General features: G+C 69.9%; 21 protein-coding genes and 3 pseudogenes. 14 read left to right on the top strand and 10 right to left on the bottom strand.

Translation table 11 applies throughout. The annotated features are described in order from the left end of the window. The first annotated feature begins 101 nt into the window (after nt 1-101). Genes ACIGQF_RS33195 through ACIGQF_RS33180 form a run of 4 tightly spaced genes read left to right on the top strand, consistent with a single transcriptional unit; the run spans nt 102 to nt 1546 of the window. Nucleotides 102-509, top strand: a complete 408-nt coding sequence (locus ACIGQF_RS33195) for an NUDIX domain-containing protein (protein ID WP_362218022.1) — start codon at nt 102-104, stop codon at nt 507-509. Nucleotides 510-555: 46 nt separating this feature from the next. Beyond that, nucleotides 556-984, top strand: coding sequence for an ATP-binding protein (locus ACIGQF_RS33190; protein ID WP_399718148.1), 429 nt, complete (start codon nt 556-558; stop codon nt 982-984). Continuing rightward, a complete protein-coding gene (locus ACIGQF_RS33185; protein ID WP_399718145.1) occupies nt 978-1358 on the top strand; it encodes a hypothetical protein in 381 nt (126 codons plus the stop codon). The genes ACIGQF_RS33190 and ACIGQF_RS33185 overlap by 7 nt, the downstream gene beginning before the upstream one ends. Further along, complete coding sequence (locus ACIGQF_RS33180; RefSeq protein WP_399718142.1) at nt 1355-1546, top strand: hypothetical protein; 192 nt, start codon at nt 1355-1357, stop codon at nt 1544-1546. Before ACIGQF_RS33185 ends, ACIGQF_RS33180 begins: the two co-directional genes overlap by 4 nt. 571 nt (nt 1547-2117) lie before the next feature. On the opposite strand, the gene ACIGQF_RS33175 is transcribed toward ACIGQF_RS33180, so the two are convergent. After that, nucleotides 2118-3779 carry an NACHT domain-containing protein gene (locus ACIGQF_RS33175; RefSeq protein ID WP_399718139.1) on the bottom strand — a complete coding sequence of 554 codons (1662 nt, stop codon included), beginning with the start codon at nt 3777-3779 and terminating at the stop codon, nt 2118-2120. Between the two features lie 724 nt (nt 3780-4503). On the opposite strand from ACIGQF_RS33175, the gene ACIGQF_RS33170 reads away from it, so the two are divergent. Beyond that, nucleotides 4504-5487 carry a hypothetical protein gene (locus ACIGQF_RS33170; protein ID WP_399718136.1) on the top strand — a complete coding sequence of 328 codons (984 nt, stop codon included), beginning with the start codon at nt 4504-4506 and terminating at the stop codon, nt 5485-5487. Between the two features lie 279 nt (nt 5488-5766). On the opposite strand, the pseudogene ACIGQF_RS33165 reads toward ACIGQF_RS33170, so the two are convergent. The 6 genes and pseudogenes from ACIGQF_RS33165 to ACIGQF_RS33140 all read right to left on the bottom strand — a co-directional run. After that, a pseudogene (locus tag ACIGQF_RS33165) lies at nt 5767-6081 on the bottom strand (site-specific integrase); the annotation flags it as partial. Between the two features lie 11 nt (nt 6082-6092). Then, nucleotides 6093-6566, bottom strand: a pseudogene (locus ACIGQF_RS33160) (conjugal transfer protein TraS); the annotation flags it as partial. Nucleotides 6567-6712: 146 nt separating this feature from the next. Continuing rightward, nucleotides 6713-6940: pseudogene (locus tag ACIGQF_RS33155) on the bottom strand (UTRA domain-containing protein); the annotation flags it as partial. A 46-nt stretch (nt 6941-6986) separates the two neighbouring features. Further along, nucleotides 6987-9113, bottom strand: a complete 2127-nt coding sequence (locus ACIGQF_RS33150; RefSeq protein ID WP_399718133.1) for an ATP-binding protein — start codon at nt 9111-9113, stop codon at nt 6987-6989. A 457-nt stretch (nt 9114-9570) separates the two neighbouring features. Continuing rightward, on the bottom strand, nt 9571-9957 hold the full coding sequence (locus ACIGQF_RS33145) for a hypothetical protein (RefSeq protein ID WP_399718130.1): 387 nt from the start codon (nt 9955-9957) through the stop codon (nt 9571-9573). A 136-nt stretch (nt 9958-10093) separates the two neighbouring features. Then, the gene (locus tag ACIGQF_RS33140) at nt 10094-10507 is read right to left on the bottom strand and encodes a hypothetical protein (RefSeq protein ID WP_399718127.1); all 414 of its coding nucleotides are present in this window, start codon (nt 10505-10507) and stop codon (nt 10094-10096) included. 282 nt (nt 10508-10789) lie between these two features. Here ACIGQF_RS33140 and ACIGQF_RS33135 point away from each other — a divergent pair, with 282 nt between their 5' ends. After that, nucleotides 10790-13213: a phosphoketolase gene (locus ACIGQF_RS33135; protein ID WP_399718125.1), complete on the top strand. Its 2424-nt coding sequence runs from the start codon at nt 10790-10792 to the stop codon at nt 13211-13213. Between the two features lie 26 nt (nt 13214-13239). Here ACIGQF_RS33135 and ACIGQF_RS33130 read toward each other — a convergent pair whose 3' ends face one another. After that, nucleotides 13240-14355, bottom strand: a complete 1116-nt coding sequence (locus ACIGQF_RS33130) for a Gfo/Idh/MocA family protein (protein WP_399718121.1) — start codon at nt 14353-14355, stop codon at nt 13240-13242. Nucleotides 14356-14418: 63 nt separating this feature from the next. On the opposite strand from ACIGQF_RS33130, the gene ACIGQF_RS33125 reads away from it, so the two are divergent. From ACIGQF_RS33125 to ACIGQF_RS33100, 6 genes are all read left to right on the top strand, one after another. Beyond that, nucleotides 14419-14811: a winged helix-turn-helix transcriptional regulator gene (locus ACIGQF_RS33125; protein ID WP_399718118.1), complete on the top strand. Its 393-nt coding sequence runs from the start codon at nt 14419-14421 to the stop codon at nt 14809-14811. A 425-nt stretch (nt 14812-15236) separates the two neighbouring features. Then, nucleotides 15237-16865 carry an ATP-binding protein gene (locus ACIGQF_RS33120; RefSeq protein ID WP_399718116.1) on the top strand — a complete coding sequence of 543 codons (1629 nt, stop codon included), beginning with the start codon at nt 15237-15239 and terminating at the stop codon, nt 16863-16865. Beyond that, nucleotides 16862-17284 carry a roadblock/LC7 domain-containing protein gene (locus ACIGQF_RS33115; RefSeq protein WP_399718112.1) on the top strand — a complete coding sequence of 141 codons (423 nt, stop codon included), beginning with the start codon at nt 16862-16864 and terminating at the stop codon, nt 17282-17284. The genes ACIGQF_RS33120 and ACIGQF_RS33115 overlap by 4 nt, the downstream gene beginning before the upstream one ends. Then, nucleotides 17281-17634 (top strand): DUF742 domain-containing protein, encoded by a 354-nt coding sequence (locus ACIGQF_RS33110; protein WP_399718109.1) that lies wholly within the window; start codon nt 17281-17283, stop codon nt 17632-17634. Before ACIGQF_RS33115 ends, ACIGQF_RS33110 begins: the two co-directional genes overlap by 4 nt. After that, nucleotides 17615-18244, top strand: a complete 630-nt coding sequence (locus tag ACIGQF_RS33105) for a GTP-binding protein (protein ID WP_399718106.1) — start codon at nt 17615-17617, stop codon at nt 18242-18244. Before ACIGQF_RS33110 ends, ACIGQF_RS33105 begins: the two co-directional genes overlap by 20 nt. Before the next feature lie 22 nt (nt 18245-18266). Then, nucleotides 18267-19517 carry a cytochrome P450 gene (locus ACIGQF_RS33100; protein WP_399718104.1) on the top strand — a complete coding sequence of 417 codons (1251 nt, stop codon included), beginning with the start codon at nt 18267-18269 and terminating at the stop codon, nt 19515-19517. Between the two features lie 43 nt (nt 19518-19560). Here the strand turns inward: ACIGQF_RS33100 and ACIGQF_RS33095 are convergent, their stop codons facing one another. Beyond that, entirely contained in the window at nt 19561-20733 is a 1173-nt protein-coding gene (locus ACIGQF_RS33095) for a cytochrome P450 (RefSeq protein ID WP_399718390.1), read from the bottom strand. A gap of 315 nt (nt 20734-21048) precedes the next feature. On the opposite strand from ACIGQF_RS33095, the gene ACIGQF_RS33090 reads away from it, so the two are divergent. After that, entirely contained in the window at nt 21049-22053 is a 1005-nt protein-coding gene (locus ACIGQF_RS33090) for a cation diffusion facilitator family transporter (protein ID WP_399718101.1), read from the top strand. 126 nt (nt 22054-22179) lie between these two features. Then, nucleotides 22180-23157, top strand: coding sequence for a hypothetical protein (locus ACIGQF_RS33085; RefSeq protein ID WP_399718098.1), 978 nt, complete (start codon nt 22180-22182; stop codon nt 23155-23157). On the opposite strand, the gene ACIGQF_RS33080 is transcribed toward ACIGQF_RS33085, so the two are convergent. Beyond that, nucleotides 23144-24085: an NADP-dependent oxidoreductase gene (locus ACIGQF_RS33080; RefSeq protein WP_399718095.1), complete on the bottom strand. Its 942-nt coding sequence runs from the start codon at nt 24083-24085 to the stop codon at nt 23144-23146. The genes ACIGQF_RS33085 and ACIGQF_RS33080 overlap by 14 nt on opposite strands. Nucleotides 24086-24142 lie beyond the last annotated feature (57 nt).

The following is a 24142-nucleotide window of genomic DNA, read 5'->3' as shown; positions in this document are numbered from 1 at the left end:
ATCTAGACGAGATGCCGAGTTCAATTGCTACCGTGGGAGAGCCTAGCCAGCCGACCGGACGAGGAAGTCTGAACGTGAGCACCATCGAGCGCCCGCACTCCGTGAGCGTCGCCGGGGTGATCGTGGACGACCACGGTCGCGCCCTGCTGATCAAGCGACGCGACAACGGTCACTGGGAGCCGCCGGGCGGCGTGGTCGAGGCCGACGAAACCCTCCCTGACGCGCTTCAGCGCGAGGTCCTGGAAGAGACCGGCTTCAAGATTGAACTTCCGGCCACTCTCACCGGTGTCTACAAGAACATGACGGGCTTGATCGTCTCGCTCGTCTTCCGATGCCGCGCCATCGAGGGCCAGCCCACCACCGGCGACGAGACCAAGGCCCTGCACTGGGCCACTCGCGACGAGGTGTCCGAGCTGGCTTCCGAGGCGTACGCAATCCGCGTGCTGGACGCTCTGGACGCGGCGTCGCCGCCGGCCGTGCGTGCACACGACGGCGTGAAACTCGTCTAGCACTAACCCACTGTCCATAGTGGCCCACCAGCACGGAGGTACTTGTATGGACGAGTATACGAGCTCAGGTCAGGTCTGGGAACTGGTCTGTCCCCGATTGCCCCAAGAAGTGGGCCGCGCTCGCCGCTGGACGCGCGACATACTCAGCGATCACCCCGCCGTTGAAGACGCCGCCCTGATCGTCACCGAGCTGGGCGCCAACGCTGTCCGGCACACCGCCGGCAACGTCTTCCGTCTCACCATCAGTCGCGCTGGCCAGGCCGTCACGCTCACGGTCAAAGACACCGGTCCCGCCGTGACCAGCCCGCACATCACGCTCCCCGACAGGAGCGCCACCGACGGCCGCGGCCTTAGCATCGTCGCGACACTCGCCGCCGAACTCTCGGTCACCCACCACGCCAGTGGATGCATGGTCACCGTTCGCCTCCCCCACAAGCCCTCAGAGGCGCCCGAGGAGAAGACGCAGCCATGCTGACCAAGCACCGCAAGACCAAGGCGGCATTACCCGGCTCTACCCGTGCGAAGTACCGCTCCGAGGCCACCGCCTATGTCCTCGCCGAACACCGGGTCATCTCCCTCGGCTGGCAGCCGGCCCCTACACCCCGACTCGCTCTGCGCTGGCTACGAATCCGCTCCGGCCACATCGCCGACCAGCTCGACCATCGAACCGCCCAGCCCCTCCGTCACTGGGCCACGGACGACCACGAGTACGAGCGCGCCCTGACCACCCTGGCCGGAGGCTCGACCTACACCTTCACGATCTCCGAGACAGCAGTCCGCTACCGCCTCACCGCCTGCCTGATGGACAACTACCTGCCACAGACCGCAGCTCCAGGACGACGCCGATGACGAACCCCCACGCGCCCGCACCACAGCCTGACCCCGCCGACGAGCACGAAGAGCAGTGGCGCGACGAGATCACCACCGCCATGACTCACGTCATCCGCGCCTGCCAGGACGTCGTACGCGAACACAGTCACCACGGCCGATGGACGCCCCAAGGCACAGAGGCCGCCAGCGGACCGAACCACTACTAGCTCATCGACGAAGCCCGCCACACGGTCCTCAACAAGCTGCAACTAGCCACCCGCTGCGCAGAGACCGTCGCCTACGAGATCGAACGCCACCGCCAACGCGTACGCCGTAGCCAGCCCATACCAGGGCTTGAGTAACAACTTTCTCTACGAGTTCAAGGCGGCTCGCTCCGCTCCCCGCGCGCGGCCCGGCCCCCGGCCGGGCCTGCGCTCCTGTCTCCGCCCCGCTCCAGCCCGGCCGGCGCCCGTACCGCGCACACAGCAAGCAGCCATTTAAGGCCAGAGAAGAGGTACGTCGTGGCTGGGGCGGTCGGCTCCACGGCTTTAGCCACCTCCCCGGTCCGGGTCCCGCGTCGAGCAAGACCAGGGGGCCACTCGTGCTAATTGCGGGCAGGTCCAAAGCCTGCCCGAGTTGCCGGCCAGCGTACGGCCCCCTGATCATGCTCGACCCCAAACCAGGCAGGCCACCGGCCAAACCCGCTCCGCCGACCTTGTATGGCATCGTTCTACGTCTCAACCAGGCTCCCGCAGACCCCACTTAGAGAGTTTTTCTGCGTTTTCGCACCCTCCGCAACTAGGGACGACTGGGAGGGGTGACAAGAATCCAACGTTGCAGTTCTTCGTGCCGGAATTGATAGGCGCCGCCTGCTACACGAATGAGACCAGATTTCTCAGCCCAACGAAGGAACCGACCGAGCCTCCAAGGGAGCAGAACCTCACCCCTCCGCGCGCATAGCAGCATTCCTAGGTATCGCATTCCGTGCATCGCTAGCGTGTTCCCGACCGTGCAGCTAATCCAGAAGAACATCCCAAGAGCGGATAGCACCCAGGAAAATAGTGTGAGATGCAAGTTTCCGACGAAACAGAATCCCACCCCGCCGAACGTAAAGAACGGATATACGACGCGGCTATACCGACGACGATGATTGAATACGCCGGGTCCGTGCGTATTCAAACCCACCCCAGCCGAGAATGCCGCTCCGAATACCAGCCAGAAAACAGCCCCGACAATCAAACCGAACCCATATCCGAAAATCATGCTTGATAGCAGACCGCCGCTCGCACCGAGTCCGACATCGCTCAGCGAATTGCGGATCCATGGGCGATCCATTCCGATGTGATAGGCGTTCGACCGGAACGCATAAAGCATAAGAAGAAACATTACCCACATCGTCGCAAGGGAGTAGAAGAACGGAGCCCCCTCAGGCGTTGCAGCAGAAATTGCGATACCGGCGGACACCCCCACCCAAGGAATCGCTAAGATATTTCCGAGAACATAGAACGCGGTTCGTGACTGTAGAGTTGGGATCACCCACAATCGATCCATGACGATGTTATTTTCGGGAAAACCTAGCATCACATTCCCAATCGAGCCGACGCCCACGGTATGGAGGCGAAAAAGGTGCCCAGCCAGCGTGTGAAGCCACGTATGCACCTGGGCAACCTCGTACGACCCTCCCCTCGGGAAGGAGTTCACAGAGATGCTGGCCTCGATGAAATGACTCAGTAGGTGGTCTCGTATTGCACTGGGTTCGTCGGAACTCAGGCTCAAAAGTTCGACAGGGGAACGGAGGAACTCCCCGGACTGTCGGTCACGCTGTTCGTAAACCATCACCGCTAGGGTAAGACGCCAGGGCGTGGCTAGGCTTTGACTGAGCGACCCGGACGTATCGCGGTCGATCGCGTCCAGTACCTCACGCCAGCGCGTAGGGTCCTCTGCTCGTCTTTCTACGAAGGTGCGCGCCTTCGTGGGTATCACTCTCTGGATCTCGATCTCGGCGGCATCTTTCATGCGCACTGATTCCTGTTTCAGTGCGTAGTACTGATCACTGCGACACGTGAGAACCAGATCGGCCTTTCTAAGGCCGTGCTGATAAGAATTAACCGCTTCGATAGCCTTTCGAGCCTCGGACGACCAGCCGGGCCGATCATCCGTGTCCATCTCGTCCAATCCATCAAGGATGGGCAGCACCTTCCCAGCGTCAAAAAGTACTTTCGCAGCAATCGCGGAGAGGCCGTAGTCATTACCCAGGTTGCGACAGACCCATTCACGTAACACTTGGGACGGATCGTTATCATGCTGCGTAGTCGAATCCCGAGAACGCAATTCGCTCCAGGAAGACAATGCAAGCCGTAGGGGCACCTTGTCACCCGACTTGCGATCCTGCAGCAATCCCAAAACCAGTTCGAGCGCTAAAATAGTCTTTCCCGCGCCCGGGTCTCCAGTAATTATCATGCGCCGAGGCTGCAAATCTAGAAAGTAGGCCACGATGGTGCTGAGCTGCCCATGAGATGCCGCGCCTCGCGCGTCGTGGTGCGGAGCGGGCCGAAGGGCGAACTCCACGTCGATGGACCGGTCGTGGCTCCCTAGCAATCGACGACGAGCGAGCGTCTCCGCTCTGAACACAGCATCAGCGAGCCGGTCTGCCAACTCTGTCGTATTCGTCTCCTGTAGACGTTGACCTCGCCATGCGACGTGTCCGGACCAGCCAGCCAGGGCTAGTCCAACCAGAGCTAGAACGGCACCCATTGGATCGATGTCTCCGCGCCTCGCCCCCGGGAGAGTGGTGGCGGCGAGAGCGAGTGCAAGCGTCGCGATGAGTCCGTAGCCCATCGCAGCCCAGCGGTCTCTGTTCCCCATACCTCCATCATGGCTGCCCAGACGCGCCTTTTTCTCCTAATGGCTCAGCAGCAGACGTACTGCTGCTCACCGGTGTGTCCTAGCCACGCGCGATACGCGGCTGCTCCTGATGGCAGGGGGGACAGGGCTGCGGTGCTCAGAACGTCATATGTTGTGCGCATTTGGTCTGTGAAGGAAGCGGCGTGGCGGAGTGTAGGAGAAGTCAACTGAGGAGACGAGGCCGAGAGTCCGCAAGTAGCTCCAGCTGACGTCCACGGCTCTCATCAACAGTGCCGAACGTCGAAAACACTTGCACCACGCTGCGCGGTCGGCATCGTGGATGCAGTGCTACGTCCAAGCCAAGCACTGGTCGAGCTTGGTATGGGGTGATCGCTTCTACGTCCCACCTTCTCCGATTGGTGGGAGCGGCGCTGCCAGAGACGATCTCAAGCGACAGTCGAGACCGTCCTTCGGCGTCCCGGCGATGAGGTACGCCGGTGACAAGAGGAAGGGATGGCTCTACAACCCTCGCCTGGCTTGCAGAGTCAGAGCCGTCATGCAGATAGAGATGCAGCAGCATAGGGCGGAGCAGTACGGGCGGCTGGCCGCCCTGCTGGAGAAGGACTACGAGGTTCCTGGCGCAGCCGCGATCTTCGACCAAGCGCTCTCATGCGGACTAGCAGCGATCGTCGCTCACGAGTGGCCTGGAGAGGAGCTGAAGAAGAACGGGGACGTGAAGTCGGCTCGGTTCCTGCTCGACGCGGTCAAAACCAAGACGGAGGGATGCCCCGACCAGGATGGCGCGCGGATTCTCCGAGGCGCGGACGGTTCGCTGGACGTCAGAGTCGACTGCAAGGCGTTGGTGGAAGCGATTGACCACACTGCGGCGATCCGGCACGCAAGAGGAGTCGGTGAACTCCAGCGGCCACACGTCGACGCCCTTCTTAAGCTCGACGCCCACGACGCCCTTCTCCAAGTCCTCGACGAGCAGCGCGAGTCGGACTGGGTGAAGGAACAGATCCGGCAGCGCCACGACCGAATGCGTGCTTCTGACTATCTCGAACTGATCGGGGAGGAGGAAGCCGAGCGGCGAGCCAAGGCGGCTGAGGACTTCGTCGTCATCTCACCTGGAGACGTGGACGATGGGGCTGCGCTGGATACCTGCCCGGTGTGCGGATGGGAAGCCCTGGCCGTAAGCGGCATTGACCCGTTCGGAGCCGGCGTTGGATCGGGCGCCTGCTTTGTGTGCTCCTACGTACGCAGTATCGATGAAGCTGAGGACCTCGCGCGAGGGGCCATGATGGCCCGGCACATGGATGACTGAAGCCGATGACGCCCCCAGCCCGGCTGGAGCGGGCTGGGCCCCTGCGCACAGCAAGCGCACCAGAAGCGCACCAGTCGGGGCGGGGAACAGCGGTCAACGGCGGCGCTTGGGCAGGCCTGCACCAGCAGGCGACAGGCGCTTTTTCCGCTGGTCAGTGGCTACATCGCCCGTAAACGATCAGTGATTCCCAAGCTCAGAGCGCGGGTTCGATTCCCGTCACCCGCTCCAGAGTTGAGGCCCAGGTCAGAGACCTGGGCCTTCTTCGTTGTCTAGACCGGGTTAGGCGTTCCGTGCCCGTTGCGTGCCCGATCGCTCTTGATCGCGAGCCGCCTTGGCCTTCTCCCGCTCGGCACGGACGTGCACATCGATGCCACCGGCGACCTCCTTCTGACGCTCCATGTCCGAGTGCTGATAGATCAGCGCGGCCCGCTCCGAGGACTGGCCGGCGCGGACCATCGTGTCCTTCAGCGTCGCCCCGGAACGCGTCGAGAGCGTGTGCCCCGTGTGACGAAGGTCGTAGAAGCGAAAGCCCTCCGGCATGCCGACCCGATCCCGCGCCTTGCGCCATCTGCGGCCGAAGGTGGACCGACGAAAGTGGGGCGTAGGTCGGTGACGGGTCGCGGCTTGATCAGCGGCGAGTCGGGAGCGGCCGGCGCCGGGCGGGCAGCCGGGCGGAAGCGGTCGAGGGCGGGCACGTCCGGTACGAGGTGCGCGGAGTCCCGGCAGGTGGCCGCCGCGTCGGTGAGCGACAGGTACGGCGTACGGATGCGGGACCAGCCGCCGGAGGTGTCCCCGGCGACGGCGAGGCCGGGGCGTTCGGGAGCGATGGTGCAGGCGGCGTCGACGGCTTCCGGGGCGATGTCGCCGAGGGCCATCTTCGCCGAGGCCTCGTCGTTGACGCGGTGGCAGACGCGGCCGGAGAGCTGGGCCCGGAGCATGGTGGCGCCCTTGCCGAGTTCGGCGCCGAAGCGCTGGCCGCAGACCTCCAGGTAGATGCCGGCGGCGCGGCCGAGCTGGGCGAGCCGGATGAGCTGGGTGACCATCTCGTCCCGCCGTTCCTCGTCCTCCCGAAGCGCGACCGGTATGCGCAGCAGGTCAGCACCCGGTGACTTCGACATTCGGACCTTGCCTACTCGCCTTCATGAGTACGCCTGTCGGTGTGTATGAGTTCTCGTGCAGCGCGCTTCACCCGAGGCTCCGTCAACGCCCCGCACCTCGGGAACCGTTAGGTCGCGGGCAGCTGGTAGTTCAGGACGTAGGCGTCAGCGGCCATCACGGTGTCGCACACCTCGACCGCCCTGCCCTTGGTGTCGAACGCGGTGCGGATGAGGTGAATGATCGGGACGCCGGAGGCGAGCCGCAGCGTTTTGGCTTCCTGAGGAGAGGGCATCCGCGCGCGGATCTCCTCTTCGAAGTGGTCCAGGTGGTGCCCCAGCTCTTCGAGCCGGGGCGGTGGTCCGGCTGTCCCTCATCCGTCGCTGGCTGAGGGGTCAGAGGGATCAACTGTCGTGTGAGGCGACGGTGAGGGCGTGGGCGACGCAGTCTTCGGGTCTGGTGTTCAGTCCGGTTTTGTAGGCCGCCTCGTAGGTTGCGTCGCCGATGGCCCCGCGGATCTGTTGTGCGCAGGCCTGCCGGGTGGCGATGAGGCCCGGAGTTCCCATCTGGGTCAGGCCGAAGGAGCGCCAGAGGGTGTCGGCGATGCCGAGCAGCCGTGCAGCTTTCTCCGGATCGATGGCGGCGACGGCCGGGGCCAGGGCGTCCAGGGCCAGTGCGGCTCCCAAGGTGTCGTGCAGCCGCCACTTGATCTTGAGGGAGGCGCGGGCGTACCGGACGGCCGTGGGCGGATCGCCGCTGGTCAGCGCGGCCGTGGACAGGAAGTAGAGGGCGTAGCCGCGCATCCACTCCTCGTCGCGTGACTTGCTCTCCTGGTGCAGGGCGGTGGCCGTCTTCTCGGCCTGGTCGAACTGGCCGAGCTGGAGGTGGGCGAACCACATGGTGCAGCGGATCAGGAACCTGGCGGCAAGAAAGCCCCCACCGCAGTCGGGCGATCGGTTCGCCTCGTCGAGAAGGGCGACCGCGCGGGCCGGCCTGCCGGTCATCGCCGGTTGCGTCCCTGCGAGGTAGAGCGCGGCTGCGGCTGCCGCCGGGTCGCCGAGTTGTTCGGCCATGGGCGTACAGAAGCCCTGCAGTGCAGTGACAGCTTCGAAGTCGCCCTGACCGAGAGCCACCAGTCCGCGGGCCCACAGAGCCCAGAACCGCTCCGGGCCGGGACCGGTGTCCGGCTTCCTGCCGAGCGCCCGGTCCAGGTAGTGGTTCCCTTCGCGCAGGAACCCGCAGCCGAACCAGAAGAACCACAGGTTGCCCGACATCTCCAGTGCGACGTGCGGGTCCGGATGTGCGAGGCAGCGCTCCAGTGAAACGCGCAGGTTCGCGTGTTCGGCAGTCAGGCGCTCGGACCAGACCGCCTGGTCGGGGCCGAACCACTCCCGCTCGCCGGTGCGGGCCAGGTACCGGTAGTAGTCCCGGTGCCGCCCCTGAAGCCCGGTCTGTTCACCGAGCCTTGCCAGCCACTCCTGGCCGTACTCGCGCACGGTGTCCAGCATCGTATAGCGGGGGCCGCGGGTGGTGCCCACCCGCTGGAGAATCGACTTGTCCACCAAAGCGGGCAGCACCCCGGCCACCTCCCCGGCGCTCAGTGGCCCGCCGGCGCACACCCACTCCGCAGCCTCCTGTTCGAAGCTGCCGGCGAACACCGACAGGCGAGCCCAGGCAAGCCGCTCAGGCGACGAGCACAGCTCATGGCTCCAGCCGATCGTGGTCCGCAACGTCCGGTGGCGCGACAACGCCAGACGAGGCAGCATGCCCAAGTCGCCGGTGAGCGCATCGAAGCGTGACTGCAACCGATACAGCAGCCCCGGTACGGACAGATCGGTCAGCCGGACCGCGGCCAGTTCCAAGGCGAGCGGGATACCGTCCAGCCGGCGGCAGATCTCCTCCACATCCGCCCGGTTGTGCTCGGTCAGCGCGAACCCCGGCACAACGGCCGCGGCCCGGCGAACGAACAGGGCCACCGCCTCGCACGGCTCTTCCGGGCGGCCGGCTGCCGCGTCGGCAGAAGGCGGTGGCAGACGCAGCGGAGGCACCCGCAGCAGCCGCTCGCCGCGGACGGTCAACGGTTGCCGGCTGGTGGCCAGGATGCGGACGCCGGGCGCAGCCGCCAGCAACTCCCCCACCGCATGCGCACACGACGGAAGCAGTTGTTCGCACCCGTCAAAGAGCAACAGCAGTCGACGGTTCGCCAGCCACTCGCACAGCACCTCGCGCAGGGGGCGGGTGGTCTGATCTGCCAGCAACAGCGCCTCGGCCACCACGCCGTACACCAGCTCCGGCTGTTGAAGGGCCCCCAGCTCGACCAGCCAGATCCCGTCCGGATACTCCGGTCCCACCGTCTCGCACGCCTCCCGGGCCAGGCGGGATTTGCCGACACCGCCCACGCCCGTGAGCGTTGCCAGCCGGGAATCACCCAACAGGCTCTTCAAGGCTTCCAGCTCGGCTCTTCGGCCGACGAACTCCGTCGGCTCGGGCGGCATATTTCCCCTCGGCCCCTCCACGATGGCTGCGCCCACGGGAGCCCTCCTCGACACGTCACCTGGTTTCAGGAAAACAGTCAGTCTGACCGATACCGGCCCGACCAGGAGGATTTGGCGAAAGTCGTCCCGACGCGATCAGTAAACGATCGCGCAGGACCGCTCACTGACCGGCTTCGAGACTCGGTTCCGGGGCCCCGTGCGCCTGAGGACAGTCAGGGCCGAGGGAGAAGCAGAGCTTGCTGACTGAGGCGGAGGCGAGCCGGGAGAATCGTACGGCGGGCACATGCTTGAGTGCCCACAATCCTGTGCTCGACAGGCGCACCAGAAGCGCACCAGGCGGGGCAGGGAACAGCGGTCAACGGCGGTGTCTGGGCAGGCCGGCACCAGGAGGGCGTCGGGGGCTCTTTCTGCTGGTCAGCGATCACATCGCCCGTAGACGATCAGTGATTTCCAAGATCAGAAACGCACTGCGAGGCCGGCCGGTCAGTTCTGCTTACCGCCCCGCCCTGCGGGCGACATCGCGGGCCCACAGGATGAGCGGGGCCTGCAGCGGGAGGCGCGCGAAGGCGGCGTTCCGCAGCGGGGCGGGACGGTGGCGCCAGTCGACGGCCATCTGGACGTTCGCGGGGAAGACGCCGACGAAGAAGGCGGCCGTGGCCAGCGCCGCCACCCGCCGGGTCCGCGGGTGGGCCACGCCGGCCGCCAGGGCCAGCTCGGCCACGCCGCTCGCGTACGTCCAGCCGCGCGCCGAGCCGGGCAGGGCGCGCGGCACGGTCGTGTCGAACGGCTTCGGCGCGGCGAAGTGCAGCACCCCCGCACCGGCCAGCAGGCCCGCGAGCAGCTTGGGTGAACGTGCGGTGCGGTCGGCGGTGCGGGACATGACGCCTCCTGTGCGGGCCGGGGTGCGGCCGGAAGTACGGGCCGGGGTGCGGCGGCCGGAAGTACGGGCCGGGAGTCGCGACATTACTCCGGAGTAAGTTGGCTCGTAAGAGGCTTCGTCCCCGCCGTGACCGGTGTCACCGCTCGCGGATGTGCTGGTCCCGACCCGCCTGGTAGACCCGGGCCGAGCCGGACGCGGTGGCGTGCTGAGTGATCACCGGCGCCGCCGGGGCCGCGTCGGGGGAGACCTCGTCGAGCAGCGCGCGCAGGTCGTCGGCGACGTCCGGGCGGGCGGCGAGGAGCCGGCGGATGCGGCCCTGCCAGTCCCGGCGCAGCTCCTCCTCGGTCTCCTCGTCGGCGGAGTCGCGGGCCGCGAGCAGGTCCTCGCGGGCGGCCTCCAGCTCGGCCGAGACGGCGTCGGCGCGGTCCAGGCGGGCCCGCCGCCACAGGCCGACGACGCCGTCGCGTACGCCCTGCCAGGCCTCGGTGGCCATCAGCGTGACAAGCGTCGTGCCGGCGGTGCCCGCCAGCGTCGCGATCTCCGGGTCCATCCGCGCTCCCCCTTCGCGTACGGCGGCCGTCCGCCGCCTTCCCTGCCCGCACGGTACGTGACGTGCCCACCTTCCGCAGGACGTCCGCCGCCATCTCTCTTCCGGTCTCTTCCGGTCTCTTCCGGTCCACCCTCCGATTCACCTTCCGCAGAACGTCCGCGGGCATCTCTCTTCCGGTCACGGGTACCGCGTACCCCGGCCGATCCTGCGTTGCCGGGTGGCGCCCCCGCTCCCAGCATGGAGAGGGTCGGTTCGACGGGTAGGCCGGAGAAGGGTTGATTCATGCGGGATGCACCGGGGACCGGGACTGCGGTGGACGGCGGCGAGCGGGGCGCCGGCACGCTGTCCGACGAGGACGTACGGGCGCTGGACGCCCACTGGCGGGCGGCGAACTACCTCGCCGCGGGCCAGATCTACCTGATGGGCAACCCCCTGCTGCGCGAGCCGCTGGCACCCGAGCACATCAAGCCCCGGCTGCTGGGCCACTGGGGCACCTCGCCCGGCCTCAACCTCGTCTACACCCACCTCAACCGGGTGATCGTCGAGCGCGACCTGGACGCGATGTGCATCTGGGGTCCCGGGCACGGCGGGCCCGCGGTGGTCGCCGGGTCCTGGCTGGAGGGCAGTTACTCGGAGATCTATCCGGACGTCGCGCAGGACGAGCCGGGCATGGCGCGGCTGTTCAAGCAGTTCTCGTTCCCGGGCGGGGTGCCGAGCCATGTCGCGCCCGAGACGCCGGGCTCGATCCACGAGGGCGGCGAGCTGGGGTACTCGCTGGCCCACGCGTACGGAGCCGCTTTCGACAACCCTGATCTGGTCGTGGCCTGCGTCATCGGCGACGGCGAGGCGGAGACCGGTCCGCTGGCCACCTCCTGGCACTCGAACAAGTTCCTGGACCCGCGGCACGACGGCGCCGTGCTGCCGATCCTGCACCTGAACGGGTACAAGATCGCCAACCCGACGGTGCTCGCCCGGCTGCCCGAGGAGGAGCTGGACGCGCTGCTGCGCGGGTACGGCCACGAGCCCATTTACGTCACCGGCGACGATCCGGAGGCCGTGCACCGCGAGCTGGCCGCCGCCATGGACCGGTCGCTGGACCGCATCGGCACCATCCAGCGCGCCGCCCGGGAGGGCTCCGCCACCGCTCCGCCCGCGCGGTGGCCCTGGCCGGTGATCGTGCTCCGTACGCCGAAGGGGTGGACCGGGCCGCGCGAGGTCGACGGCAAGCCCGTCGAGGGCACCTGGCGCGCCCACCAGGTCCCGCTGGCCGCCACCCGCGAGAACCCCGACCACCTGCGCCAACTGGACCGCTGGCTGCGTTCGTACCGGCCCGAGGAGCTGTTCGACGAGCGGGGCGCGCCGCGCGAGCAGGTGCTGCGCTGGGTACCGAAGGGGGCGCGCCGGCTGGGTTCCAATCCGCACACCAACGGCGGGCAGCTGACCCGCTCGCTGCCGATGCCGCCGCTGACCGAGTACGCGGTGCCGGTCAAGCGCCCCGGGACGGAGCTGCGCGAGCCGACCAAGGTGCTCGGCAAGCTGCTGCAACGGGTCATGGCCGACACCGCGGAGAGCCGGAACTTCCGGCTGGTGGGCCCGGACGAGACGGCCTCGAACCGGCTGCAGGCCGTGTACGAGGCCTCCGGCAAGAACTGGCAGGACAGGCTGCTGGACACCGACGAGGATCTGGACCGGCACGGCCGGGTGCTGGAGATCCTCTCCGAACACACCTGCCAGGGCTGGCTGGAGGGCTATCTGCTCACCGGCCGACACGGCCTCTTCTCCTGCTACGAGGCCTTCGTGCACATCGTCGACTCGATGGTGAACCAGCACATCAAGTGGCTGAAGGTCACCCGCGACCTGGACTGGCGGCACCCCGTACCGTCGCTGAACTACCTGCTCAGCTCGCACGTCTGGCGCCAGGACCACAACGGCTTCTCGCACCAGGACCCGGGCTTCGTGGACCACGTGCTCAACAAGTATCCGCCGGCCGTCCGCGTCTATCTGCCGCCGGACACCAACACCCTGCTCTCGGTCGCCGACCACGCGCTGCGCAGCCGGGACTACGTCAACGTCATCGTGGCGGGCAAGCAGCCCACCTTCGACTGGCTGGACATGGACCAGGCCGTCGCGCACTGCGCGCGGGGCGCCGGCGTGTGGGACTGGGCGGGCACCGAGCGCGGCGGCGCCTCTCCGGACGTGGTGCTGGCCTGCGCGGGCGACGTGCCGACCCAGGAGGTGCTGGCGGCGGCCGCGCTGCTCCGCGAGCACCTGCCCGAGCTGGCCGTACGGGTGGTCAACGTGGTGGACATCGCGCGGCTGCTGCCCAGCGAGGAGCATCCGCACGGGATGAAGGACGCCGAGTACGACGCGCTGTTCACCCCCGACAAGCCGGTGATCTTCGCGTACCACGGCTACCCGTGGCTGATCCACCGGCTGGCGTACCGCCGTACCGGCCACGCGAACCTGCACGTACGCGGCTACAAGGAGCGGGGCACCACGACCACCCCGTTCGACATGGTGGTCATCAATGACCTGGACCGGTACCGGCTGGTCATGGACGTCATCGACCGGGTGCCGGGGCTCGCCGTACGGGCCACGGCGCTGCGCCAGGAGATGCAGGACGCGCGCCAGCGGCACCACGACTACATCCGGCAGCGCGGCACCGACATGCCGGAGGTCGCGGACTGGAAGTGGCCGTACGAGTGACCGGCACCATCGCCTACGAGTGACCGTCAGAAGGTGACGCGCTCGCCCGACGCCGCGGCCCGCTGAACCCCGGCGAGCAGCCGCTGGCGCCGGGCGGCGTGCGCGAAGTCCGGTACCGAGGCGGTGCCTTCGGCGAGGTCGGCGCGGATCGCGGCGTACTGGGCGCCGACGTTGTACGCGGTGCGGTCGACCGCGTCGCCGAGGGAAGGGATGTCGTAGTAGCGGCCGGGTACGGGGAGTTCGGCCAGGTCGGAGGCGGTGCCGCGGGCACCGCGCACGGTGAGTACGGCCTGCTGGAGGTGGCCCGAGTCGCCGGTGACGACCAGGTCGCCGTCGGTGCCGTTGATCTCCCAGTGGAAGTCGGTGCCGCGCGACAGGCCACCGCGGAAGTGCACGGACACCACCGCTCCCGTGTCGAGCAGGCCGCTCACCGCGACCTGGTCCTCGGCGGTCATCGGCGCGAGGCGCCCCGTGCCCTCCTCGCGCACCGTGCGGCGCCGGGTCGCGGTCACCGCCGCCAGCTCGGTGAACTCGCCCAGCACCATGGTGAACGCGTCGATGGTGTGCCCGAAGGGGATGGTCAGCATGGTGGCGCCGTTCTCCCGGTCCAGGAGGTAGTCGACGCCCCGCGGGAACTCCGCCCCCCAGTTCCGGCCCGAGGCCACCAGGCCGGTGGAGAGCACCTCGCCCACGTAACCGTCGGCGACCAGGTCGCGGAGGTACCGGACCGCCGGCGAGGTACGGGCCTGGAGGCCGGTGAAGGTCCGTACGCCCGCCGTCGCCGCGGCCGCCGCCAGCTCCTCGGCCTCGGCCACGCCGTTGCCCAGCGGCCATTCCGACAGCACGGCCTTGCGGGCCCCGACCGCCGCCAGTACCGCCTCGCGGTGGCGCGGCACCTTCACGCTGACCACCACGAGGTCCACCTCGTCGCTGCGGACCAGGTCACCGGCGCTCCCGAAGGCGAGCGGGACGCCGTACTTCTCGCCGGCCGCCCGCGCCGACGCGGTGCTGCTCGCCGACAGGGCGCGGATCTCGAAGCCGGGCAGCCGGGTCAGCGCGGGCAGATGGGCCTGCGCGGCCCAGCCGCCGCGGGCGGAGAGGCCGATGATGCCGACACGGACGGGTGCGGTGGAGTGCGTCATGGCCGGGACGCTAGGCCCGACCGCCTGATTACCCGCAAGGCACCTTGCTACCTTTTGGAAACCATGACTGCTCAGCGAGGACCCCACCCCCGTACGGAGCCGGCTTCCCGGCACGACATCTATGCGCTGCTCTGCCCGGGCCGGACCGTTTTCGAGCTGCTGGCCAACAAATGGACGGGGCTGGCGATCACCGCGCTGGAGGACGGCCCGCGCCGCTTCGGAGAGCTGCGCCGCAAGCTGGAGGGCGTGAGCCCGAAGGTGCTCACCCAGACCCTGCGCCGGCTGGAGGACCACGGCCTGGTCGACCGGACCGTGTACGCGGAGGTCCCGCCCCGCGTCGAGTACGAGCTGACGCCACTGGGGCGCGGCGCGCTGGAGCCGCTGGCGCACCTGCGGGCATGGGTGCGCGCCAACACCGGCAGCTTCGTCGCGGAGCCGCCGGTGTCGGGCGCCTGACCGGCAGGACAGGGGCCGGCCGGGCGACGGGCGGGGCGGGCACCGGACCGCAGTCCTCCGGCGCCCGCCACCGCCCGGTCGGCGGGAATGCCCGGCGAGGGCTGCCGGCCCGACGGGCATTCCCGAGTCCGGACCGCCCGGGGCGTGCGGTCCCCAGCGGGACCGGACGCCGGGCGGCGCGCGGCGCATACCGGAACCGTAGCAGTTGATAATCATGTTCAACAAGGGTGGGTCGCGAACTTCGCAGATCCGGTGGAAGCGCACGTGAGGGCAGAGCCGCGCTGCGGGTCCGGACACACATTCAAAAGTTCGTCCCTACGCGGAAGTTGCTCGCCGGTAGGAAGCGGATAGGGTGCAGTCGATCTTCGCTTGTCCTGCGCCCGCAGGGCTGTTTGCGACCCCGCGACCGCCCGAGGACCCGTTTGATGTCAGCTCAGACACCCACCCGTCCGCAGCCGGCGCGCTCGCCCCTGGCGGCGGCGCTCTACGCGCTCCTCGCCGCCCTCGTCGTGACCGGCGGGCTGGCGCTGTGGCCGGTGCTCGCCGGCCCGGCGGAGTCGCGGACCTGGCTGGCGTGGTGCTGCGGCACGGCGGCGGTGGCGCTGAGCGTGCTGCTGGCGGCCACGGTGTACGCGTTCCGTACCGCCGCCCGGCACCGCGCGCGGCTCGCCGGGGTGGAGGCCGCGGCGGAGCAGCTCGCGTCCGAGACGCTGCCGGCGCTGGTGGCCCGGCTGCGGGACGGCGCCTCGGTCGGCACCGCGCTCGGCCACACCCCGATGCCGGAGTCCGCCGCGCACCGCCGCATCGTGGAGACGCTGGCCACCGAGGTCGGCCGGGGCGAGCGGATGCGGGCCGCCGCGATGTCCGCCTGCGCCAGCGCCGCCGGCCGGGTCCAGGCCCTGGCCACCAGCATGCTCGCCGACCTGCGCGAGATGGAGCACCGGCACGGCGAAGAGGTCCTGGGCGACCTGCTGAAGCTGGACCACAGCACCGCGCAGGCGGGCCGGCTGGCGGACAGCATCGCCGTACTGACCGGCTCCCGCTCCGGCCGCCGCTGGAACAAGCCGATCACCATGGAGAGCATCCTGCGCGGCGCGATGGGCCGGATCAGCGCCTACCGCCGCATCCGGCTGCACAGCAGCAGCACCGCGGCGGTCGCCGGGCACGCGGCCGAGGGCGTGATGCACGCGCTCGCCGAGATCATGGACAACGCCACCTCCTTCTCACCGCCCACCTCGACGGTGCATGTGTACGTCGAGGAGGCGCAGGCCGGCGTCGTGATCAGCGTCGAGGACAGCGGTCTGGTGATGACCGAGACGGCACTGCGCCGCGCCGAGGCAGCGGTCTCCGCGAAGACGCTGGACCTGATGTCGCTCTCCGGCACCCGGCTCGGCCTCGCCGTCGTCGGCTGCCTGGCCGGCAAGCACGGCCTGACCGTCTCCTTCCGGCCCTCGGCACGCGGCGGCACGAGCGTCGTCGTGCTGGTCCCGCAGCACCTCATCTCCCAGCAGCCGGCGCACCGGCCGGACGACACCCGGACCGCGGCCGGCGAGGCGCCCGCCGCGAGCCTGCGTGCCGCGCACGACCTGCAGGACCGCGAGGTGCACGAGCGTGACGTGCCCGAGCTGCCCGCCACCCGCGAGCGCGGCGACGCCACCGCGGCGCGCGCCGTACGGGAGGCCACCGACGATCGCTTCACCGTCCCCGACCGGGACGCGGGCACCGCGCGCGACGGGGGCGCGCCGTGGAGCCCGGACGACCCGCACGACCGGAGCACGCCCCACCGGGACGCGCCGGACGTGCCCGCGCCGCGTGGAGCCGGCCCGGCGCCCGCGACGGAGTACGGACCGAGCGGGCTGCCCAAGCGGCGGCGCGGCCAGACCCTGGCCGGCGCGCCCATCCCGCAGAACCCGTCGGCCACCGGACGCACCCGCAGCCGCTCCCACGCGGAGTCGGCGGCGCGCCTGCGCTCCTTCCGCCGGGCCGTGCAGGGCGAGGCCCCGCCCGCCCGGCCCTCCACCCCCGAAGAAGCCCCGAAGGACGATCCCCGATGAACACCACCGACAACCGCCTGGACTGGATGCTGGAGAACCTCCTGCAGAAGACGCCGGGCGCGCGCCACGCACTGGTGCTGTCCCGCGACGGCCTGAAGCTCTGCCACTCCAAGGACCTCAGCGTCGACCAGGCCGACCAGCTGGCCGCCATCGCCTCCGGCATCCAGTCGCTGTCGCACGGTGCCTCCGTGGAATTCGGCGACGGCAGCGGCGGGGTACGGCAGGCCATGACCGAGTTCCACGGCGGGATCCTCTTCATCGTCGAGGCGGGGCACGGCGCGCATCTGGCCGTGGTCGCCGTCGAGGACGCCGACGTCGGCGTGATCGGCTTCAACATGAACGAACTGGTCGAGCAGATCGGCGAGTACCTCAGCGCCGCGCCCCGCGGGGACGGCAGCGCGCCGGGCCGACCGGCATGAGCCCGCTGGGCCCGGACGACGACCCGGACCGGCTCTATACCGTCACCGGCGGCCGCAGCCGGGCCACCGGCAGCGCCTTCGACCTGGTCACGCTGATCGTGGCCGAGTGCGAACCGGCGCCCGGGATGCAGTCCGAGCACAGCCGCATCCTGGAGCTGGCCCGGCGCCCGACGGCGGTCGTCGAGCTGTCGGCGGAGCTGCGGCTGCCGGTGAGCGTCGTCCGGATCCTGCTCACCGACCTGCTCGACACGGGCCGGATCACCGCCCGCCATCCGCGCACGCCCGCCCGGGCCGAGCTGCCCGAACCCGACCTGCTGAAGGAGGTGCTCGATGCACTCCACCGCCTGTGACGACACGGCCGGGACCGCCGTGGACGAGAACGTACGGGCCCCGTTGCACCAGTCCGCCGAGAACGGCCTGAAGATCGTGATCGTCGGCGGCTTCGGCGTCGGCAAGACCACCATGGTCCGCTCGGTCAGCGAGATCCGTCCCCTCAACACCGAGGAGACGATGACCCAGGCGGGCGTGGGCGTGGACGACCCGGCCGGCGTCGAGGGCAAGTCGACGACCACCGTCGCCTTCGACTTCGGCCGCATCACGATCAATGAGCGCAACGTCCTGTACCTCTTCGGCGCGCCCGGCCAGGAGCGCTTCTGGTTCCTGTGGGACCGGCTCTTCTCCGGCACGCTGGGCGCGGTGGTGCTGGTCGACACCCGGCGGCTGGACGACTCCTGGTACGCGATAGACCGCCTGGAGGCCCACGGGATGCCGTTCGTGGTCGCGCACAACGACTTCGGCGGCGAGCGCCACACCCTGGAGCAGATACGGGACGCGCTGGATCTCTCCCCCGACGTGCCGCTGATCGCCTGCGACGCCCGCGACCGGGAGTCCAGCAAGCAGGTGCTGATCTCCCTCGTCCGCCACCTGTACGCGCTCACCGCCCAGGAGACCACCGCATGACACAAGTTCAGGAGGGTGCACCGTGACCGAAGCCCCGCAGACCGCCGGCTGCCCCGTCTCCGCCGGGGCCGTCCCGCTGTACGGCGAGGGGCTGAGCGGCGATCCGGCCCGGCTGTACCGGGAGATGCGCAGCCGGCACGGTGCGGTGGTGCCGATCCTGCTGGACGGCGGCTTCCCGGCCTGGTTCGTGATCGGCTACCGCGAGCTGCACCAGGTCACCTCCGACCCCGAGCTGTTCCCCCGCGACTCCCGCCGCTGGCACGCCTGGGACCAGGTGCCGGACGACTGGCCGCTGCTGCCGTTCGTCGGGTACCAGCCGTCGGTGATGTTCGCCGAGGGGCCCGAGCACCGGCGGCGGGCCGGCGCGATCAGCGACGCGCTGCTGGCGATCGACCAGTTCGAGCTGCGGCAGATCTGCGAGCGGGTCGCGGACCGGCTGGTCGACGCCTTCGCCGGGCGCGGCGAGGCGGACCTGATGGCCGAGTACGCGGCGGGGCTCCCGCTGCGCGTCGTCGCCGAGCTGTACGGCGCCCCCGCCGAGGAAGTCCCCGGCCTGGTGAAGGACATCGCCGAGTCGCTGGACGTCCACGAGGGCGCGATCGACGCGCACCGGCGGGTCGCGGAGCGGATGGCCCACCTGGTCACCGCCAAGCGCGGGCAGCCCGGGCCCGACGTCCCCTCGCGGCTGCTCGCCCACACGGCGGGGCTGACCGAGGAGGAGGTGGTCATCGACCTGCTGGTGGTGATGGCCGCGGCGCAGCAGCCCACGGCCAACTGGATCGGCAACACGCTGCGGCTGATGCTGACCGACGACCGCTTCGCGGTCAGCCTGACCGGCGGGCGGCGCAGCGTCGGCCAGGCGCTGAACGAGGTGCTGTGGGAGGACACCCCCACGCAGAACTTCATCGGGCGCTTCGCGGCCCGCGACACCCAGCTCGGCGGCCACCGCATCAAGGCCGGTGACATGGTGGTCCTCGGCCTGGCGGCGGCCAACAACGACCCGCTGGTGCGGCCCGACTTCACCGCGGCCGACGCCGACGGCAACCAGGCGCACATGGCGTTCAGCCACGGCGAGCACGCGTGCCCGTACCCGGCGCCGCAGCTGGCGGAGGTGATCGCGCGGGCGGCGGTGGAGGTGCTGCTGGACCGGCTGCCGGACGTGGTGCTGGCGGTGCCGGACAAGGACCTGGTCTGGCACCCGTCGGTGTGGATGCGCGGCCTGACGGGCCTGCCGGTCACCTTCACCCCGACGTACACGCCGGGGCCCGCCTGAGCCACGGGACCGTACGGGGCGCCCCCCGTACGGTCCCTCGCGCTCAGCCCACCGGCGTGAACGTCACCGGCAGCGCGTCCAGGCCGCGCGTGAAGACACCCTGCTCGCGCGGGGTGGCTCCGGCCTCGATCGCCGCGTCCGGCAGCGCGTCCAGCAGCTGCCCGACGCCGGCCGCCACCTCGGCCTTGGCCAGCAGCGCGCCGACGCAGAAGTGCCGGCCGAGCGCGAAGGCCAGGTGGTCGGCGGCGGCGGAGAACGCCGTCGTCGTCTTCAGGTCGTCGCGGAAGATGTCGAAGGTGTCCGGGTCCGTGTAGCGCCGCTCGTCCCGGCCGGCCGCGCCGATCAGGCAGGTCACGGTGGCGCCCGCCGGCACCTTGCCGCCGCCGATGAGGACGTCCTCCGCCGGCTGCCGCATGATCATGTGCACCGGGGGCGTGTACCGCAGGGTCTCGGCGAAGGCCCGCTCGATCAGCGACCGGTCCTCCCGCACGGCGGCCAGCTGCTCCGGGTGGCGCAGCAGGTTGTGCATGACGCTGGATATCGCCTTGTCGGTGGTCTCCCCGCCCGCGGCCAGCAGCAGGCTGCAGAACGCCTTGATGTCCTCGTCGCTCATCGCCGTGCCGTCGATCTCCGCCGTGCACAGCGTGGAGAGCAGGTCGTCGCCGGGGTTCGCGCGCCGCTCCCGGATGATCGGCAGCATGTACGCGGCGAACTCCTGCTGCGTCCGCAGCCCGGCCTCGGCCACGTCCGGGTCCTGGCTCAGGTTGCCGAGGAAGCCGATGATCGCGGTGTACCAGCGGTGGAAGCGGTCGTAGTCGCCGCGGTCCAGGCCGAGCATGTCGACGATGACGTTGACCGGGAAGCGGGTCGCGAACTGCGCGACGAGGTCGGCCCGGCCCGTGTCGCGGAAGCCGTCGATGAGCTCGCGCGCGTTGCGGTCGATGACCGGCTGGAAGGTCTCCTGGAGGGGCACGCCGCGGAAGGCGGGCGCCACCAGGGCCCGGCGTACGGAGTGTTCGCGGCCGCTCATCTGGAGGATGGTCCGGCCGTGCACCGGCTCCAGCTGCCAGTCGTAGTTGTCGGTGGTGAACACCGGGTCCTTGAAAGCCCGCTCGACGTCCTCGTACCGGGAGACGATGTAGCTCTGGGTGGGCTCGTGGTGGAGCAGCGGGAAGTCGTCGCGCATGACGCGGTACGCGGCGTACGGGTCCGCCATGAACTCGGGCGACAGTATGTCCGGCGCTTCTCGGTTCGCGGCCAAGAACGCTCCCTGGGGGTGTGGATGGGGTCCTGCGGTCCGTACCAAGATCGTCTCTGTTCGGCGCCCTTTCAAGACCGGCAGCGGAGATCCTTTTCGGGACGACGCGCGGGGCACCCGCCCGCACAAGGCTCTGAACTGCGGCGATACCCGGATGCCGGGGGAATGACAACGGGTACCGATGCAGCCTTTGGATCTTTCGCCGAAGTGCGGTTTCCTTCGGTCGAGGGCCCTTGCGGCTGCCATGCCGCCCGACCCAGGAGGGAGTGGGCCATGACGGGGCACGCCCACGCGCACGGTGATCACTCAGGTCACTCGCACGCCGTCGCGGCGGACGCGGACCGCCGCTGGCTGCGCGCCGCACTGATCCTGATCACCGCGTTCATGGCCATCGAGGTCGTGATCGGATTCATCGCCCGGTCCCTGGCCCTGATCTCGGACGCGGCACACATGCTCACCGACGCCGCCTCGATCGTCCTCGCGCTGATCGCGATGCGGCTGGCGGCCCGCCCGGCACGCGGCGGCTACACGTACGGCCTCAAGCGCGCCGAGATCCTCTCCGCCCAGGCCAACGGGGTCACGCTGCTGGTGCTGTCGGTCTGGCTCGCGTACGAGGCCATCCACCGGCTGATCGAGCCGCCCGAGGTCACCGGCGGGCTGGTGCTCGTCACCGCGCTCGCCGGAGTCGCGGTGAACCTCGTCGCGACCTGGTGCATCTCCAAGGCCAACCGCTCCAGCCTGAACGTCGAGGGCGCCTACCAGCACATCCTCACCGACCTCTTCGGCTTCATCGCCACGGCGGTGTCCGGTGCGGTGGTGCTGACCACCGGCTTCGCCCGCGCGGACGCCATCGCGTCGCTGCTGGTGGTCGCGCTGATGCTCAAGGCGGGCATCGGGCTGGTCCGCGACTCGGGCCGGATCTTCATGGAGGCCGCTCCTGCCGGCGTGGACCCGGACGCGCTGGGGGGCCGACTGGTAGCCGCCGACCAGGTCGTGGAGGTCCACGACCTGCACGTCTGGGAGATCACCTCCGGTGATCCCGCACTCTCCGCGCATGTCCTGGTCGAGCCCGGCGGCGACTGCCACAAGGTGCGCCGCACGCTGCAGGAGCTACTCGCGGCCGAGTACGGCATCACGCACGCCACGCTCCAGGTCGACCACCTCGGCGAGCAGGAAGGCGAGGAACTGCTGCGCATAGGGCATCGGGCCGACTCCTCCGACGCCCACTGTGCCGACACGCACGGGCCCGTGCACCGGGCGGGACCGCACGACCACTGAGCCGGGAGCGACGCGACTCACGTGGCCGGATCGAGCGTCGGCCGGACGGGGCACGGCACACTTGCGGGAGAACGGGCGCCCCTGGCGCGCCCGGGAGGTGCCGGTTTCACGTGAAACGGAGGAGACATGGCAGCGAGCGCACCGGCCCGCACCGGCGCTCCGACCGTCCTCGGACCACCGCCCCGCCACCGGCCTCGTGCCGCTATGGCCCTCGTGCTGCTGGTCCTCGGCTGTCTGCTGGCACCGCCGGCCCTCGCCGCCGGCTGGGCACGTACCGAACTGACCGACACCGCCCGCTACACCGCCACCACCGCTCCGCTCTCCCGCGACCCCGCCGTCCAGCGGAACATGGTCACCGCGATCACCGACGGTGTGATGCGCCGGGTGGACCTGTCGCCGCTGGTGGACGCCGTGCCACCGGCACAACGCCCCGCGGTGCGCGAGCGGTTCACCCACGGAGTCCGGGACTTCGTGGCCACCCAGATCCGCGGTGTGGTCACCTCGCACGACTTCCCCGCCCTGTGGAACCGCGTCAACGGCACCACCCACGCCTCCCTCGTCACCGCGCTCTCCTCGTCCGGTGAGCGGACGGTGGAGCTCGATCTCCAGCCCGTCGTCGACCGTGCCCGGGCCCGCCTCGTGCACACCGTGCCGGCCGGCGCCCGGCTGATCCAGCGGGTCCATATCTCCGGTACCACGCTCACGCTGCTGCGGTCCGACGAGGTGGCCGAGGTGCGCGGCCCGTACGCGGCGGTCCGTACGCTCGGCCGGCTGCTGCCCTTCGCCGCCGGTCTGTGCCTGGTGGCCGGGCTGCTGGTGGCGCCGCGCCGCCGCCGGGCGCTGATCGGTACCGGCCTGGGCTGTGCCGTGGGCGGCGCGCTGCTGCTCGCCGTGGTCGCCGTCGCCCGCGGCTACGCCCTGGACATGCTGCCGCAGTCGGTGCCCCCGGCGACGGGCGCCGCGGTCTTCGACACGCTCACGGCGAGCGCCCGGACCGGTGGCCTGCTGCTGGGCGCGGCGGGGCTCGTCGCCGCCCTGGCGGCCTGGCTGCCCGGCGTCCTCGCGGGACGGCTGCGGGCCCGCCGGGAGCTCAGAGCCCGATGACCGTCTTGCCCTGCGCCCGGCCGCTGCGGCTGCGGGCGAGGGCCGCCGGGGCGTCCTCCAGCTGCACCTCACTGGTGATCAGCACGGTGAGCCGGCCGGCGTCGAGCTGATCGGCGAGGATCGACAGCAGCTGCGGCGAGGGCCGGTTGAGAAAGTTGAAGCCGCGCAGGTTGTGCTCGATGAGCATGTCTGTGTCGGCCGCGCCGACCGTGGACACGACCGTGCCCCCGTCCCGTACGACACCTGTCATCTCCGCGAACGCCTCCACCCCGCTGACCAGGTCGATCAGGATGTCCACGCCGTCCGGGTGGGCGGCCCGCACCTGCTCGGCCACCGGCCCCTGGGTGTGGTCCACCGTGGCCGCCGCGCCGAACTGTCCCATCAGCTCCGCGCTGCCCGCCCGTGCGGTGGCGATCACCTCGGCGCCGCGCTGCGCGGCCAGTTGCGTGACGAAGGTGCCGACACCGCCGGTCGCGCCGACCACCAGCACCCGCTTGCCCTCCACGACCCGGGTCTCCTCGACGAGGTTGTACGCGCTCGTGCCGGCCGTCGGCACCGCGGCCGACGTGGCGTACGTGACGTTCCGGGGCGCGGGCGCGACGGCGTCCTCCGCCGCCACGGCGTAGTCCGCGTACGAACCGCCGCCCCTGCCCACCAGCTGGAACTGCCCGAACACCTGGTCACCGACCGTGCAGCGGCGCACGCCGGGCCCGACCGCGACCACCTCGCCCGCCCCGTCGGCCCCCAGGACCAGCGGGAAGGTGTGCGTCGCCGCATCCTTGAGCATGCCGTCGGCGATCTTCCAGTCGACCGGGTTCAGGCCCGCGACCGCCATCGCGACCAGCACCTCGCCGGGCCCCGGCTCGGGCTGCGGCAGGTCCATCAGCTCGGGCTCGGCCCCGAAGGCGCTGACTGCTACGGCTCTCATCGCGGCGTCCCTTCCACTTCTCCGTACCCGGCCCCTGTCCGGCCCCTGCCGCCAAGG

The sequence above is a fragment of the Streptomyces sp. NPDC053560 genome (genome assembly GCF_044544605.1).
Classification (GTDB): domain Bacteria; phylum Actinomycetota; class Actinomycetes; order Streptomycetales; family Streptomycetaceae; genus Streptomyces.
Note: the sequence above shows the minus strand (reverse complement) of the source record. Positions and strands in the feature narration are given on the sequence as shown.

What these genes read in the sequence shown, in the direction of transcription:
- ACIGQF_RS33190 (WP_399718148.1), top strand. Translation starts at nt 556, where the DNA reads ATGGACGAGTATACGAGCTCAGGTCAGGTCTGGGAACTGGTCTGTCCC.
- ACIGQF_RS33185 (WP_399718145.1), top strand. Translation starts at nt 978, where the DNA reads ATGCTGACCAAGCACCGCAAGACCAAGGCGGCATTACCCGGCTCTACC.
- ACIGQF_RS33180 (WP_399718142.1), top strand. Translation starts at nt 1,355, where the DNA reads ATGACGAACCCCCACGCGCCCGCACCACAGCCTGACCCCGCCGACGAG.
- ACIGQF_RS33175 (WP_399718139.1), bottom strand. Translation starts at nt 3,779, where the DNA reads ATGATAATTACTGGAGACCCGGGCGCGGGAAAGACTATTTTAGCGCTC.
- ACIGQF_RS33170 (WP_399718136.1), top strand. Translation starts at nt 4,504, where the DNA reads ATGCAGTGCTACGTCCAAGCCAAGCACTGGTCGAGCTTGGTATGGGGT.
- ACIGQF_RS33145 (WP_399718130.1), bottom strand. Translation starts at nt 9,957, where the DNA reads ATGTCCCGCACCGCCGACCGCACCGCACGTTCACCCAAGCTGCTCGCG.
- ACIGQF_RS33140 (WP_399718127.1), bottom strand. Translation starts at nt 10,507, where the DNA reads ATGGACCCGGAGATCGCGACGCTGGCGGGCACCGCCGGCACGACGCTT.
- ACIGQF_RS33135 (WP_399718125.1), top strand. Translation starts at nt 10,790, where the DNA reads ATGCGGGATGCACCGGGGACCGGGACTGCGGTGGACGGCGGCGAGCGG.
- ACIGQF_RS33130 (WP_399718121.1), bottom strand. Translation starts at nt 14,355, where the DNA reads ATGACGCACTCCACCGCACCCGTCCGTGTCGGCATCATCGGCCTCTCC.
- ACIGQF_RS33125 (WP_399718118.1), top strand. Translation starts at nt 14,419, where the DNA reads ATGACTGCTCAGCGAGGACCCCACCCCCGTACGGAGCCGGCTTCCCGG.
- ACIGQF_RS33120 (WP_399718116.1), top strand. Translation starts at nt 15,237, where the DNA reads ATGTCAGCTCAGACACCCACCCGTCCGCAGCCGGCGCGCTCGCCCCTG.
- ACIGQF_RS33115 (WP_399718112.1), top strand. Translation starts at nt 16,862, where the DNA reads ATGAACACCACCGACAACCGCCTGGACTGGATGCTGGAGAACCTCCTG.
- ACIGQF_RS33110 (WP_399718109.1), top strand. Translation starts at nt 17,281, where the DNA reads ATGAGCCCGCTGGGCCCGGACGACGACCCGGACCGGCTCTATACCGTC.
- ACIGQF_RS33105 (WP_399718106.1), top strand. Translation starts at nt 17,615, where the DNA reads ATGCACTCCACCGCCTGTGACGACACGGCCGGGACCGCCGTGGACGAG.
- ACIGQF_RS33095 (WP_399718390.1), bottom strand. Translation starts at nt 20,733, where the DNA reads ATGGCGGACCCGTACGCCGCGTACCGCGTCATGCGCGACGACTTCCCG.
- ACIGQF_RS33090 (WP_399718101.1), top strand. Translation starts at nt 21,049, where the DNA reads ATGACGGGGCACGCCCACGCGCACGGTGATCACTCAGGTCACTCGCAC.
- ACIGQF_RS33085 (WP_399718098.1), top strand. Translation starts at nt 22,180, where the DNA reads ATGGCAGCGAGCGCACCGGCCCGCACCGGCGCTCCGACCGTCCTCGGA.
- ACIGQF_RS33080 (WP_399718095.1), bottom strand. Translation starts at nt 24,085, where the DNA reads ATGAGAGCCGTAGCAGTCAGCGCCTTCGGGGCCGAGCCCGAGCTGATG.